This window comes from Alloiococcus otitis ATCC 51267 (assembly GCF_000315445.1).
In the GTDB taxonomy this organism is placed as follows: domain Bacteria; phylum Bacillota; class Bacilli; order Lactobacillales; family Carnobacteriaceae_A; genus Alloiococcus; species Alloiococcus otitis.
Genome location: NZ_JH992957.1, coordinates 169,047 through 184,286, shown reverse-complemented (window position 1 = coordinate 184,286; position 15,240 = coordinate 169,047). Strand labels below are relative to the sequence as shown.

Genomic DNA, 15,240 nt, shown 5'->3' with positions numbered 1-15,240 from the left:
TTAGTTCCCTCTATCTTCAAGCCAGGTAAAGGTTTCTTGTAAGGCTTTTTCTAATCCGTCTGGCTGAGATCCCCCTGCCTGGGCTAAGTCAGGACGGCCTCCACCGCCACCACCGACAAATTGGGCCAGGTGCTTAATTAAGTCCCCAGCCTTGATGCCGTTTGCGATAGCAGACTCCTGACAAGCCACAATAAGATTGACCTTCCCACCCTTACGCAAGCCTAGAACAAGGATATCAGAATAGTCCGACTCTTTCCACTTATCAGCTAGTTGCCGGAGTTGTCCCATGTCTTTAACCTTAGCTTCTTGAGCGATCACTTGGTAACCTGCCACTTCTTGGACATCTTGGAATATATTGTCAGCTTGTTGGTTGGCTAAACGAGCGTTCAAGGATTCATTTTCCTTGTCTAGGGCCTTTAAGTCGTTTTGGAGGCTGGTAATGCGTTGCAATACATCCTGGCTGGTCTGAGCTTTTAACTGGTCTTGGGCCTGGTCTAAGAGCTGGGTTTTTTCGTCCAACCATTCATAGGCTGCCCGGCTAGTGACGGCAACAATCCGCCGGGTCCCTGCTCCAATCCCAGATTCACTGGTAATTTTAAAGAGGCCAATATCCCCAGTAGTCTTCACGTGGGTTCCACCACATAGTTCCTTGGAGTAGTCATCGACCAAGACCACTCGGACTTCCTGGCTATATTTTTCACCGAAAAGTGCCATGGCTCCCATTTCTTTAGCCTTATCAAGACTAGTCACCTTGGTTTCCAAGCCAATATTATCCCAAATTTTCTGGTTGACAATCCGCTCAACTTGCTTCAATTCACCGGGTTCAAGTGGCGAAAAGTGGGTAAAGTCGAACCGAAGTAAGTCTTCATTCACTAAAGACCCCGCTTGGTTGACATGAGAACCCAAGACGTCTTTCAAGGCTTGGTGGAGGAGGTGGGTAGCTGTGTGGTTTTTCTCGACAAGGGACCTTCTTTTGGCGTCTACTGTCAAGAGATAAGTCTCCCCAACTTTAAGGGGTTGGACCACATCGACTAGGTGGAGGTGTTGGTCGCCAGGACCTGACTGGACATCAGTTACATGGGCAACTACTTCTTGGTTTAAGTTACGGACGGTGCCCTGGTCACCGACCTGTCCTCCCTTTTCGGCATAGAAAGGGGTTGCGTCAAAAATCAAACGGGCTTGCCCTTGACCGACTTCTTCCTGGACTTGGTCGTCTGCCAAAATGGTGACAAGTTGCCCTTGACTTTCAAGTTGGTCATAACCTAAAAAGTCATCGGAGACATCTAACTTGGTCAAGAGGTCTGATTGCACCTGCATGGACTGGTCATCACTTCTGGCAGCCCGGGCCCGGTTTTTTTGTTTTTCCATTTCTGCCTGGTAGCCTTCAAAATCCACTTGGACTCCTTTTTCTTTAGCGATCTCTTCTGTTAATTCAACTGGAAAGCCATAGGTATCGTAAAGTAAGAAGGCATCCTGACCAGAAAGTAAGTTTTCGCCCTCTTCCTGCAATTTCTCCAAGATTGTACTCAAGTGGCTCGACCCCTCTGTAAGGGTTTCAAAAAACCGTTCTTCTTCCTTAAGGACAAGATCTTGAATCAAGTCTGCCTTGTCAACGACTTCCTTGTAGTGACTAGCTGTAATCTGACCAACAATGGGAACAAGATGGTGGAGGAAGGGGTGGTAGATGCCCAAACGACGACCATGCATGACTGCCCTTCTCAAGAGTCGGCGGAGGACATAACCCCGACCTTCATTAGATGGCAAGGCCCCATCCCCGATGGCAAAAGAAATAGCCCGGATGTGGTCAGCAATGACCTTAAAGCTCATCTTATTCGCTTCATCGTCGTAGCTTTGTCCGGATATCTCTTCAACCTTGTGGATAATGGGCATAAAGAGGTCAGTTTCAAAGTTGGTAGGAGCATCTTGGACGATGGACAACATCCGTTCTAAGCCCATACCTGTATCAATGTTCTTGTTGGGGAGGGGTTCATAACTGTCATCTTCCTTGTGGTTAAATTGGGAGAAAACGAGGTTCCAAATTTCCAACCAACGGGAGTTTTCCCCACCTGGATAGTTTTCTTTTTCAGGCAAATCTGCTTCTAAATATTCCGGCCCCCGGTCATAAAAGATCTCAGTATTGGGTCCAGATGGGCCAAGACCTATGTCCCAGAAGTTACCTTCTTCTCCGATAATGTGGTCTTCGGACAAGCCCACAACGTCATGCCAAATCCGGTGAGCTTCAGTGTCATCCGGATAGATAGTGACATAGAGCAAGTCTGGGTCAATGGCCATCCATCTATTCCCTGTTAAAAATTCCCAGGCCCAAACAATGGCTTCTTCTTTAAAGTAGTCCCCAATTGAAAAGTTGCCCAACATTTCAAAGAGGGTGTGGTGGCGGGCAGTTCGTCCCACGTTTTCAATATCATTGGTCCGGATACTCTTTTGGGCATTGACGATGCGAGGATTGTCGGGGGTTAAACTTCCGTCAAAATATTTTTTTAAGGTTGCGACACCAGAGTTAATCCAAAGCAAGCTAGGGTCATTTACGGGGATGAGGGAGGCACTTGGCTTGACTTCATGGCCCTTTTCTTTAAAAAAGTCTAAAAACAATTGTCTGAGCTCTGACCCAGTTAAGTATTTCATTTTAACCATCCTTTTTACTTTTATGATCAATCCGAAGAAGCTAGATTACTGTCTTCACTATTCTATCGGTCTCCTAACTATAAGTTATGAAAAAAAGGCAATACCACTGCATGTAAGGGCGTCAATCGCGGTACCACCTTACTTGCAATAATATTGCCATTATTACATCTTTGAACTCGCTAACGCTGAGGAGCGGATTAATTTCTTAATCAAATCTTTCCGATAGGGAGCACACTAGGCCTTGACCGTATTTTACAGCAACCAATACGTCTCTACTTGTTCAATCAACCTATTGTATATCCTATACAAGCCTTAATATACCTTTTATCAATGGTCTTGTCAATTTTTTCTTTTATTCCTTACTGTCAACTACTTCTTCGACAAATTGGGAGTTCCCATAAGACTCAAATTTATTAGCAAGAGAGAAGCCCCTTCCCATAACCTCAGAAGCACTCATCACAACCACAAAGGCTTCCTCATCATATTGGAGGATCATTTCCTTGAGGTAAGGGAACTCACGCTCGGGAATGACACACATCAACATGTCCCGGTTTTGGTTGGCCATGCCACCTCGGATCCCAATATTGGTGACCCCCCGGTTGATGGTGTTCATAATGAGTTTCTTAATGCTTTCAGATTCTTTCGAAATAATAAGTACATTTTTGTGGGACCGGATCCCGACCTGGGTCATGTCAATAGACCGGGTGGTAATGTAAAGGTTGATAAAACCATACAAAACAGTGTTGACTTGGAAGGTTGTGAGAGAAAGCAAGATTACCAAACCATCAGACAACATAGTAGTTGCCCCTAAGGACAAGCCTGTGTATTTATTTAGAATTTGGGCTAGGATAGAGGTTCCACCTGTTGAAGCCTTGGCCCGGAAAACTATCCCCAGACCTATTCCATTGACGATACCCCCGATAACAGTTGCTAAGAAGATATCAGTAGTGGCCGGCTGCCAGTTGCCAATTAAGGAAATAAAGAGAGGCAGGATTAAACTGGCTAAAATAGTCCGGTTACCGGCTTCCTTACCGAGGAAAATATAGGCAACTAAAAGTAAGGGAATATTAAATAAGTACTGGATAAAAACTGGAGACCAACCCAACAAGTCCGAAAAGACAATGGAAAGACCGGTGACGCCTCCGGATACGATATTATTTGGCAGTAAAAAAAGCTGGAAGGCAACTGCTACAATAAAGGTGCCCACTAGCATGTACACGTAGTCTGCGATAGAAAAAGAATACCGCTTGGCTAATTCTATCAATTTACTCATCCTTTCATTATTTTTAAAAAATTTATTCTCCAGTATAATAAGATTAAGTTTGGATAAGGAGGATAAATATGAAGCAAGCTGACAGACGTTATTATTTCATCATCAATATCTTTGCTAATCGTGGCTCAGAAGCAAGTGATAAATTAAGTCGACTCTTAAAACAAAGTAAGCTAGACTATAAACTATTTAAAACGTCTAGGCACTACAATATTAAAGATATTGTCCAAAAAATTCAAGACTCTTTACATAATCGTGACATTATAATTTCTGTCGGTGGGGACGGGTCTTTGGGGGACTTAGTACAAGCCCTAAAAGAAGCCGGTCTGTCTAACCCAGTTGGAGTCTTGCCTGCTGGGGCAGGCAATGATTTTATCCGAGCCCACCAGGTTTCCACCAAGTTCGAAGAGGCTTTTGACCACCTGCTACAAGTCCAAGAACCAGTTGTTAACGACTTAATCCTGGTTGAAAATGCCAAAGACAAAGCATACGTGGTCAACAGTATTGGGGCGGGGATCGACGGCCGGGTCATCGCCAGTATCAGCCAGGATAAGTCAAAACAAAAATTTGGCCCCCTGACCTATCTGGCGCCTGCCGTTGAGGCCTTGTTCTACCAGTCTCCCTTTGACGCTAGGATTAAAATATTAGGCAGAGAAATTGAGGTAAAAAAGACTCCCATCATCTTATTTATGAACCATGGGTCATTCGGAGGCGGAATCCAAATCAACCCTCAGGCAGATCCGACAGATGGCTTTATGAACATCATCTTTGCTAAGGACTTATCATTTTGGGACTTGTTAACTTTAGTCGTTAAAATTTTCACTTCAAAAGACCAACTCAGCCACCCTAAGGTTTACCAAGTCCGAGCTAAGCAAGTAGAGGTTCAAGTTCGGTCCAATGAATACTGGCAGGCTGATGGAGAGAGCCTGGGTTCAAACCAGCAAACTTATAAGCTCAGTAGCCTAAAACAAAGCTATTGGATCTAGGCGCTTAACTTGACTAAGTGGGCTAGACCAAGTGGCTGGGGTTTAGTTTAAAAAATCATAAAGGCTGATTCCTTCCATCCCAATCATAGGATTGATGGCCTGTGAATCAACCAAGTCAGGAGTCAAGACGTAATCTTTTGGACCACCTGGCTGTTGCCCTTTTTCCCCGGCCTCTGTCTTGCTGGCTTGGGTCTGGTCTTTTTCATCCAGTAGCTGGAAGCTGGTCTTATCGGTTAATAGCCGGTCTTTCAAGCTGGTTTTCCTCAAATTTACCCCAGTAGTCAGGCACTTGTTAAAGGCTGCTTTTTGTCCGCATAAGATCAGAAAGTCACTGGCCCGGGTGACGGCTGTGTAGAGAAGGTCTTTGCGAAGCATCCGCCAATAGTCAAAAGTCAAGGGTAGGATGACCATCTTGTATTCGCTACCCTGGGACTTGTGGATAGAAGAACAATAGGACAAGGCGATTTTATTCCATTCATTGCGCATGTAGGTCACTTCATTACCATCAAAGTCAATCACCAATTCATCACTATTGACCTGGGATTCCTTGGAAGGAATAATACCTGTGATCTTTCCAATGTCGCCATTGAAGACATTTTGGTCCGGATCATTGACCTGGTGGAGGACCTTGTCGTTAATCCGGAAAATTGTGTCGATAAATTGAACTTCTTTTTTGCCGGGGCCAGGCGGGTTGATTAGTTCCTGGACTAACTTATTCAAACGGTCAATGCCTGCTTGTCCCTTGTACATGGGGGCAAGTACCTGGATATCTTCAGCCGTAAAACCTTTGGCAATAGCATTGGTCACCACTTGTTCAATCACTTGGGCAACCTGGCTAGGTTCAGCTGGTAAGAAAGACCGGTCAGCCATTTTGCTAGCAAAATCAGCTGGTAAAACCTCATTTTTGATATGGTGGGCCAAGGAAACGATCGATGATTGATCATTCTGGCGGTAAATCTCGGTAAGCTCAATCTTGTCGATCTCTTGACTATCAATCAGGTCTTTAAAAACCTGGCCCGGACCAACGGAAGGCAGTTGGTCCTTGTCTCCCACCAGGACCACCTGCATTTGGTTGGGAACAGCCTTAAAGAGCTGGTAGGCCAGCCAGGTGTCGACCATAGACATCTCATCTATTATCAGGAGCTGGCCTTCTAGCTGGGTGTCTTGGTCTTCTTGGTCCATGTCTGCTGTCAAGCCCAATAAGCGGTGGATGGTGGAAGCAGGGAGACCTGTTGTCTCCCCCATCCGCTTGGCTGCCCGTCCAGTTGGAGCAGCCATTAAAATAGGAAAGGCTTGGTTTGGGTAGTCAGCTGGGTCAAGAGATAAGTCATGCACCTGGGCAAATAGTTGGATCAAGCCTTTTAAGACCGTTGTCTTCCCTGTCCCTGGCCCTCCGGTCAAAATAAAAAGGGGAGACATGATGGCCTGGAGGATGGCCTCCCTTTGTCCTTTATCATATGTCAAGTCATTGTCTGCTTCGACCTCTGCTAAGCAGTCGCTTAAGTAACCCTTGGACAAGGCCTGGCTACTTTGGGACTTGATTCGTTCAATGGCCGAGACAATTCCCCATTCAGAGTTATTGAGAGACGGAAGATAATAGTGGTCTTGATCCTTAAAAATCATTTCAGCCTCCACCATTTCCCCAATTCGGTCAGCCAAGTCGCCTGGGTCAATGATATAGTCTTGACTCTTTTCTAAGGTCCGGATGGTTGCTTCCACCATAGTCTCTCCTTCAAGGTAGGTATGCCCTTGGTTAAGGCTGTCTTCTGTTAAGCTATGGACCACCCCGGCATACAAACGCTCCTTGGAATCGGGCTTAATTCCAATTTCATATGCAATTTGGTCAGCCTTGTTGAAGCCAATATTTTTAATGTCGTAAATTAATTGGTAGGGGTTATTTTGGATGGTGGCTAGGGTTTTTTCCTCATACTTCGCATAGATCCGGTAGGCCAATTCATTGGAAATCCCATATTCATTCAATTTCAAGATGATTTTCTGGACGCCTCTTTCAGCATGGACGTTTTTAGCAATCAGGTCTTTTTTGTCTTGCTTTAAATTGCTAACCTGGTCCAAATAACTAGGGTCGTCCAAGATAAGGTCTAAGGCATTGATGCCAAGCTCATCCACAATGTTTTGGGCTGTTTTGGGACCAATCCCCTTGAATTTCGAGCTTGACAAGTAGCTAATAAGGGCCTCCTCACTAGAAGGTTTCTGGTCTTCATAGCGGTTAGCTGCAAACTGGAGCCCATACTTGGGGTGGCTGGTCAGGTGGCCATAGAAGGTATAGTCTTCTCCTTCCTGGACTCGGCCAAAGTGACCGACCACGACAATATCGCCTTCATCATAAAGCATATCTTGATCCTTTATCTTAATTTTTAAAACCTTGTAATAGTTATCAGGACTGGTGAAGAAAATCGCAAGCACTCGTCCGGTAACATAATTTTCCTCCTCTTGCATCCCTTCCTCCTCCTTTCGGCTAAAGTAGGCATTTTTTGCTTGGCAAGCTTTTCTGTCTTCATTATAGCGAAAACCAGCTGCAAGAAAAATAATCCTTGTCAAACTTTTAGCCAACTAGTCCTTTAAGTAGGTCAAGTTCTTCATGGATAAGTCTAAAACTGGGGCATTGTAGACCATGGCACCGCTAGACAAATAATCGATGCCAAGATTTTGGTAGTCTTTAACATTACTGAGGTCGATATTGCCTGAACACTCAATAATAGCTTGCTTGTCAATGAGCTTAACGGCTTCTCGAATGGAATCGATCGCCATATTATCTAGCATAATAATATCAGCTTGGGCTTCTAAGGCCTCTTGAACACCTTCTAAGCTTTCGACTTCCACTTCGATTTTTTTGACATAGCGGGTATAGTCCCTGACTTTGGCTACAGCTTCTTTTATTGATCCGGCGGCGTCAATGTGGTTGTCCTTAATCAAGATTCCATCACTCAGGTTGTAGCGGTGGTTAAACCCACCTCCTACTTTGACGGCGTATTTTTCGAAAACCCTCATATTGGGGGTAGTTTTACGGGTGTCGACCACACTAATTGAGTCATCATCAAGTTTTGCCACATACCGAGCGACATTAGTGGCTATTCCACTCATTCGCTGCAAGTAGTTCAAGGCCACCCTTTCCCCAGATAAGAGGGTAGAGACCCTGGCTTGGACCTCCAAAACCAGGTCTGAATCTTTCACCCAGTCCCCTTCCTGCTTGTAGTCTTTAAAGGTCACCTGGTCGTCAAGCAATTGAAAGACTCGCTTAAAGACAGCTAAACCGGCTAAAATCCCCTCTCCCTTGGCTAGGAGTGAAATCTCGGCCAGCCTATCTTCTGTGTAGATGGCATTACTGGTGACATCTTCGTAATTAATATCCTCTTTTAAGGCTAGCTGGATAGCCTGGTCAATTTGAAAATTCTTTAATTCATATAAGGTCATTTTCCCCTGTCCTTTGCCTTTCTTGTCTTAAATAGTCAGTTTACCGCTACTTTCATATATAAAAGGATACAGGGGGGCTTGGCAGGTTTAATCAAGCTTTCCCTGTATCCTCATGCCCTTCAAAAGCATGGTTACTTCATTAAATATATTGGAGTTGCTTGTCCTCGCTGTAGGCCTGGTCGATGGTTCCGCCACCCAAGCATTCATCTCCGTCATAAAAGACAATGGCCTGGCCAGGAGTGACTGCCCGGGCAGTTTGGTCAAAGTCGACCCTAGCCGTATTGTCTTGGGCATTGTAGTGGACTGTGGCCGGAACTTCTTTAGTCCGGTAGCGGAACTTCGCTTGGCAACGGAAGGTCTCTTGGGGTTTGGCTTCTTGGGTAAAGGAAAAGTCAGATGCCTCTAGGTGACTAGCATAGAGGTGGTCATGATCATAGCCTTGACCGACCAATAAAACATTCCGGTCCAAGTCTTTACCAATGACAAACCAAGGTTCATTTTGGTGGTTGACTCCCCCACCAATGCCTAAACCCTTGCGTTGGCCAATGGTATAGTACATCAAGCCGTCATGTTGGTTGACAACTTCCCCGTCCAGGGTCTCCATATTGCCTGGTTGGGCTGGCAGGTAGTCCATTAGGAAGTCTTTAAAGTTCCGTTCACCGATAAAGCAAATACCAGTGGAATCTTTTTTCTTAGCAGTCGCTAATCCGGCTCTTTCAGCAATAGCCCGGACTTCTTTCTTGTCCATGTCACCTAGGGGAAAGAGGACCTTGGATAATTGGTCTTGGGACAATTGGTTCAAGAAGTAGGTCTGATCTTTATTGCCATCCAAGCCCTTCAAGAGGTGGGCAGTCCCGTCTGCGTCCCGGAGCAAACGGGCATAGTGGCCGGTTGCCACATAATCTGCCCCCAAGTCTAGGGCATAGTCTAAGAAGGCTCTAAATTTGATTTCCTTGTTGCACATGACATCTGGGTTAGGGGTCCGCCCCTTCTTGTATTCATCTAAGAAATACTGGAAGACCTTGTCCCAGTATTCTTCTTCAAAGTTAACTGAATAATAGGGGATGCCGATTTGGTTGGCTACCAAGGCAACATCATTATAGTCTTGAGTCGCGGTACAGACACCATTTTCATCTGTGTCATCCCAGTTCTTCATAAAGATACCAACCACGTCGTAGCCGGCTTCTTTTAAAAGTAGGGCTGTTACTGAAGAGTCAACGCCCCCGCTCATGCCGACAACAACACGGGTTTGTACTTTGTCTTTCATGACACCACCATCATTTCTTGTTTAGATTTTGAAAAATCTATCAAATTGAAGGTTTGATCATTTTCCAATAGTGACTAGTATACTAACAAAAAAGAAGAGAAGCAAGCCTTTCAGCCTGCTTCCAAACCATTTATGGGTCTACTTTTTCAAGGACCCGGTTGGCTACCAAGTCATCCAAGATTTGCTCGGCAAAGATCCGGGCATCCTGGCGCTGATCGTTCTTGTAGAGGTCAATCTTCTTTAAACCGTTGGGGGCTACCGTAGATATAGTCAGATCAGTTAAGTCCTTGCTGACAGATATTTTTAACCTGGGTGCTCTTTTGTCCATCAATTGTTTGGACAAGTGACGTTCATATTGAAAGTTACCGTTTTTGGTAACAGAAAAGGCATTGTCCCTTAAGGTATAGCGGACAGCCTGGTCGGAAATCCCGTAGCGGGTTGTGCCACCTGGCAAGCTTTGAGTGTTTGACTTCATCTCTTCCTCCTAGTGGTTATTGTCTTTAAGTCTTTGGATAGCCTGGGCCAGGTCACTAACAGCCTGGTCAATGTCCTCTAAACTTAAACCGTAGCCAAAGCTAAAGCGCAGGCTTTGGGACAAGGCAGGGTGGTCAGAACCCAAGAGGGCTACTAGGACATGACTTTTTGTCAAGTTACCGGCCGTACAAGCTGATCCAGCAGCAGTTTCGACGCCGTCTAGGTCAAGTTGGATTAACAATTTTTCTGATTCAACGCCCTTGAGGTGGACATTGAGGATGTGGTCTAAAGACTGGTTTAAATTCCCGTTAATAGTGTAGTCAATACCTTCTTGGTCTAAATCCTGGATAAATCTTTGCTTCAAGGATTTAACCAGTTCTTGATAGTCATCAAAGTGGTCCAGTCGCAATTGAACCGCCTTGGCAAAACCTGCAATGTAAGGGATATTTTCGGTCCCTGCCCGTCTTTTGCTTTCTTGGTCTCCACCTAAGATTAAACTTGGTAAGTTAATCCCTTGTCTCTGGTATAAAAAACCAATCCCTTTGGGGCCATTAATTTTGTGGGCTGAAACTGACAGGAAGTCGACTTGTAAGTCCTTAACGTCAATTGGAACCTTGCAATAAGACTGGACGGCATCGGTGTGGAAGAAGGCTTGGTGGTTGGCCAAGCGGTCCCCGATAGCCTTGATAGGTTGCAAGGAGCCAATTTGATTATTGCCATGCATAATAGAAACCAAAATGGTGTCGTCCCTCAAGGCTTGGTCAAAGTCATCTAGGTCCACCACCCCATCCTGGTTAACTGGTAAATAGGTCACCTCAAAACCAAGTGATTCCAAGTAGTTCATAGGTTTTAAAACTGACTGGTGTTCGATGGCTGTCGTAATAATATGCTTGCCCTTGTCTGCATTGGCTTGGGCTGTTTTTATGATAGCCGTATTATTGCTCTCACTACCCCCACTGGTGATCACAATTTCGTCAGCTTGGCAAGACAAGCTTGAAGCAAAAACTTGCCGGGCTTGGTCAATGATGGCCCGACTATCCCGGCCCCTTTGATAGCTACTTGAAGCATTGCCAAAAGTATGGGCTAGGGTATCGGAAATAGTTTCCACGACTTCAGGATGAACGGGACTTGTGGCTGCATGGTCTAAATAAATTCGGTTCAAACTTACATCTCCTTTAAGTGTCTAATGGTTGGGACGCTTAGGTAGTTCAGGATAAAGCATGTTTAACACGTCCTGGGTTAGCCGGCGACCCAAACCTTCATAGACATAAGCGTGCATGTTCATAGCTGGGTTAAAGTTCATTTCAATCATAGTATAACCTGGCTGGTCAGGTGTTGTGGCCTGGTGAATATCCGGTATGATAAGGTCAATGCCAGAAACCTTCACTTCAAGGTCTTGGGCCATAGCCTCCGCCACCGCCTTGTAAGATGGATCAACTTGGTCACTAACCTCTAGAGAGTCTCCACCAGTTGAAATATTGGAATTCTCCCTTAAATAAACTTCTTCTCCCTCTTTAGGCACCGAATCAAAGTCATAGCCTTGTTGGTCCAGCATGAGGGCTTCAAGTTCAGTCATTTTGATATTGGTGAGCGGGGCCCGGTGGTTGTCCCCGCGCAATTTATCGTCATTCTTGGCCTGGATCAGTTCCTTAATCGTATGCTTGCCATCTCCTAAAACATTAGCCGGCTTGCGCAAGAGGACCGACCGAGTTTTGCCGTCAATAACAAAGAAGCGGTATTCTGTTCCTTCAATATAGTCTTCTACTAAGACGGATGAGTCCTCTTTAAAGGCAATAGCCAAGGCTTTTTCATAGGCTTCCTGGCTGAAGGGCTTTTTAAATATAGAAATACCTATGCCGTAATTGGTGGACTTGGGCTTGACGACTAGGGCTTTGTTTTTATAAGCCGGGTAGTCTGCAATGGCTAGGTCCAAGGAACTATACTCCTTGCCGGAAGGGACCTGGTAACCCAACTCAGCCAAGATCAGTTTAGTCACCGTCTTGTTGGCCATAATCCAATGGGAAATATAATTGTCCTTGCTGGTTTGGTTACCATTACGGACATATTCCACATGGCCCTTGTAGTTTAATTCTAGAAACTGGTCGTCTTCATCCAAAACTCTCGCTTCAATCCCACGCTGGATGGCATCAAAAAGAAGGAGTTGACTGGACATCTCCATCTGGTGGAAACCCCGGAGCAAGAAAGGTTTGTCCCAAGCCTTGGCCAGGTTAGCCTGACCAATATCTCGTCCCATATCCAGGTAATCTTTTTCTTTAAGGTCCTTGATGATCTGGCTAGCCAGGGTCAATTTAGGGTCTTTTAAGGCCGCCTTGGCTTGGTCAACCTGGTTGAGGTAGCTAGCGGGCAGGTCCGCATGTTTAACCAAGTAGGTCATGGCATCTAAAATTCGAAATCCCTCTTCTTTTGCTTCAGCTGGGATTTCTTCATGGGGATGGAGGGTGGCAATGTTTGAGTTCAAGTCATTCCCTTTGGCAACGGCTTCCTCATCTGCATCTTCATCGATCCAAACCATGGCCATTAAAAAGAGGTGGATAAATTCCAACTCATCCTGGCTGATCCCAAATTCAGCATAAGGGTCGATATCGATGCAGCGAAGCTCAACATATTCAATTCCTTCATCTAACAAAGTCTGGCTTGACCCCTGACTATTCTTAAGCCGGGCATCGCCGTAAAACTCCCGTTCTTCAATAATAACTTGGTCACGAACCAAATCTTGGATTTTGTGGGCATAGTCCTCAACGGAAGTCAAGGGGACTTGGACATTGGTAAAGTTGTGGTAGCCATATGAACTATTCCGCAAGCTCCGCATATAAGAGGCAGGTGGTTCTTTGGGGTGGGTGGTCGATTCATAGAAAGACCCATCCGCATAAGGGGCTGCCCCAAAGAGGTAGGTAATCAACCAGTGGTAGCGTAAAAAGTTCCGGGTCAATTTAAGATAAAGCTCGTCCCTGAAGTCCTTAAAAGTATCTGGACCAGAATAGGCCTGGTAGAGCCGGTCTAAAAAGTCCTGGCTAAAGGAAAAATTAAAGTGGATGCCAGAAATCATTTGCAACTTTTTGCCGTACTGGTCAGCTAAAAAGTTCCGGTAGTCTAATTCAAACTGCTCAGGGACTTGGATAATGTCAATTTCATCATCTTGGGGTAGGACATTGGGCATGCTAAAGGGCCACAAATACTCATCATGCTCCAAGGAACGAAGGTAAACATCATGCAAGGCTTGAAGCCATTGGACCGTCTCATTGATACTAGAAGCTGGGGGAGTAATGATCTCCGGCTGGGCTTCCCCAAAGTCGGTGATCAAATAAGGGTGGTCTGCCCTCTTCCCCAAGGCTTTAGGAGCCATGGTCTGGGCCAGTTGACTGTCCTTTGCAGTCCGCAAACATTCTCTTTCAATTCCTAGGCCAAGACCCTTGAAGGCAGTAAACAAGTCTTGGTCCTTTATCATTTGGCTAAAATTCATTCCGCTCACATCCTCAATCTTTTGCATTTTCATTTTACCACAGCAAGTCTTTTTTATCTAAGTATGCAACTGATTATTCACCAGGTTCGTGCTATACTGGTGGAAAAGTTAAAGGAGGACAAGGATGGACCAACCCTTAGCTTACCGTATGAGACCCAATACCATTGAAGATATTGTTGGCCAAGACCACCTGGTTGGTGAAAATAAAATTATCTGGCGGATGGTGGTTGCCAACCAACTTTCGTCCATGATTTTATATGGCCCACCCGGCATCGGCAAAACAAGTATCGCCAGTGCCATCGCCGGGACCACCAAGCATGCCTTCCGCAAATTGAATGCGGCAACCGACACTAAAAAAGACCTACAGGTGGTAGTCGAAGAGGGAAAAATGAGTGGCAATGTCATCCTCCTCTTAGATGAAATCCACCGCCTAGACAAACCCAAGCAAGACTTCCTCCTCCCCCACCTGGAGAGCGGCAGGGTGATTTTAATCGGAGCTACCACTGAAAATCCCTATATCTCTATTCACCCTGCTATCAGAAGTCGGTGTCATATTTTTGAATTAAAGGCCTTGAGTCAAGACAATATCAAGTCAGCCTTGAACCGGGCCCTTCATGATGAGAAGAACGGCTTAGGCGCTTTTCAGGTCGAAATCAGTGACCAAGCCCTCAACCACCTGGCTCAGGCTACCAATGGCGACCTTAGAAGTAGCCTTAATGCCTTAGAACTAGCCGTCAAGTCGACCAAAAAAGACCAAGACGACAGAGTCCACATTGACCTAGCAACTGTTGAGGAATGCACCCAGCGCAAGGCCATTAGCCATGACAAGGATGGGGACTCCCACTATGACGTCATGTCAGCCTTACAAAAGTCTATCCGGGGTAGTGATGTCCATGCTGCCCTCCACTATGCCGGCCGGTTGATTGAAGCAGATGAACTGGAGACTCTCAGCCGACGTTTGATGGTCACAGCTTATGAAGATATTGGCCTAGCAAACCCTGCAGGAGCCCAAAGAGCGGTTGTAGCAGTTATGGCAGGGGAAAGGTTGGGCCTGCCTGAAGCTCGGATCCCTCTAGCCAATGCTATCGTGGAACTCTGTCTATCAGACAAGTCCAACTCAGCTTACATGGCTATTAATGCTGCCCTAAAAGATCTCAACCAAGCCAAGGACAAGTCTGTCCCTGACCACCTCAAAGACAGCCACTATGCTGGAGCCAAAAAATTAGGACGGGGCAAGGACTACCTCTACCCCCACTCCTATCCTGGGGCCTGGGTAGACCAAGCCTATTTGCCTACCGCCTTACAAGGGAGACGTTACTACCAACCCAAGGAAAATAGCAAATTTGAGTCCGCCCTCAAACACCAATATGATAAGTATGACAAAGACTCATAAAATAATATAAATGGTTGACACACATAAAAGTAAGTGCTACCATAATCCTGAGTTTGACACTTTTTTGAAAGCAAAACCCTTCCGAAGGCTGATATAACAGTCTTTAGAAGGGTTTTTTATGGTTCAAAAAAAGACGTACTAATTGGCTTTTTTTGATTGGCGTAAAATTTTTTTCATTTCTTTTTGGGAGAGAATTTCGAGGTCCGTTTCAAAACCAAAAAGATCATGTAAGCGATCCGTTAACCGTGTGCGTTTGTAGGCTGGAACATAGGCATCATCTTGAACTTCTAACAT

At 45.4% G+C, this 15,240-nt stretch carries 10 protein-coding genes; 2 read left to right on the top strand and 8 right to left on the bottom strand.

All coding sequences use genetic code 11. The features are described 5' to 3' along the window. Both alaS and HMPREF9698_RS00900 read right to left on the bottom strand, forming a co-directional pair. Window positions 1-2,643, bottom strand: coding sequence for an alanine--tRNA ligase (alaS, locus tag HMPREF9698_RS00905; RefSeq protein ID WP_003776366.1), 2,643 nt, complete (start codon window positions 2,641-2,643; stop codon window positions 1-3). 352 nt (window positions 2,644-2,995) lie between these two features. After that, a complete protein-coding gene (locus tag HMPREF9698_RS00900; protein WP_051011766.1) occupies window positions 2,996-3,916 on the bottom strand; it encodes a YitT family protein in 921 nt (306 codons plus the stop codon). 68 nt (window positions 3,917-3,984) lie between these two features. Here HMPREF9698_RS00900 and HMPREF9698_RS00895 point away from each other — a divergent pair, with 68 nt between their 5' ends. After that, window positions 3,985-4,899 (top strand): diacylglycerol/lipid kinase family protein, encoded by a 915-nt coding sequence (locus HMPREF9698_RS00895; RefSeq protein ID WP_003776362.1) that lies wholly within the window; start codon window positions 3,985-3,987, stop codon window positions 4,897-4,899. A 42-nt stretch (window positions 4,900-4,941) separates the two neighbouring features. On the opposite strand, the gene recD2 is transcribed toward HMPREF9698_RS00895, so the two are convergent. The 6 genes from recD2 to gshAB form a co-directional block, all read right to left on the bottom strand. After that, window positions 4,942-7,356 (bottom strand): SF1B family DNA helicase RecD2, encoded by a 2,415-nt coding sequence (gene recD2 / locus HMPREF9698_RS00890; RefSeq protein ID WP_003776360.1) that lies wholly within the window; start codon window positions 7,354-7,356, stop codon window positions 4,942-4,944. Window positions 7,357-7,470: 114 nt separating this feature from the next. Then, entirely contained in the window at window positions 7,471-8,331 is an 861-nt protein-coding gene (gene nadC, locus HMPREF9698_RS00885; RefSeq protein ID WP_003776359.1) for a carboxylating nicotinate-nucleotide diphosphorylase, read from the bottom strand. Window positions 8,332-8,470: 139 nt separating this feature from the next. Continuing rightward, window positions 8,471-9,598: a tRNA 2-thiouridine(34) synthase MnmA gene (gene mnmA, locus HMPREF9698_RS00880; RefSeq protein ID WP_003776357.1), complete on the bottom strand. Its 1,128-nt coding sequence runs from the start codon at window positions 9,596-9,598 to the stop codon at window positions 8,471-8,473. Window positions 9,599-9,728: 130 nt separating this feature from the next. Further along, window positions 9,729-10,073: a hypothetical protein gene (locus HMPREF9698_RS00875; RefSeq protein ID WP_003776355.1), complete on the bottom strand. Its 345-nt coding sequence runs from the start codon at window positions 10,071-10,073 to the stop codon at window positions 9,729-9,731. Between the two features lie 9 nt (window positions 10,074-10,082). Beyond that, a complete protein-coding gene (locus HMPREF9698_RS00870; RefSeq protein WP_003776353.1) occupies window positions 10,083-11,234 on the bottom strand; it encodes a cysteine desulfurase family protein in 1,152 nt (383 codons plus the stop codon). A gap of 21 nt (window positions 11,235-11,255) precedes the next feature. Further along, window positions 11,256-13,553: a bifunctional glutamate--cysteine ligase GshA/glutathione synthetase GshB gene (gshAB, locus tag HMPREF9698_RS00865; RefSeq protein WP_003776351.1), complete on the bottom strand. Its 2,298-nt coding sequence runs from the start codon at window positions 13,551-13,553 to the stop codon at window positions 11,256-11,258. Window positions 13,554-13,677: 124 nt separating this feature from the next. Between gshAB and HMPREF9698_RS00860 the strand changes: the two genes are divergently transcribed. After that, window positions 13,678-14,946, top strand: a complete 1,269-nt coding sequence (locus tag HMPREF9698_RS00860; protein ID WP_003776348.1) for a replication-associated recombination protein A — start codon at window positions 13,678-13,680, stop codon at window positions 14,944-14,946. Window positions 14,947-15,240 lie beyond the last annotated feature (294 nt).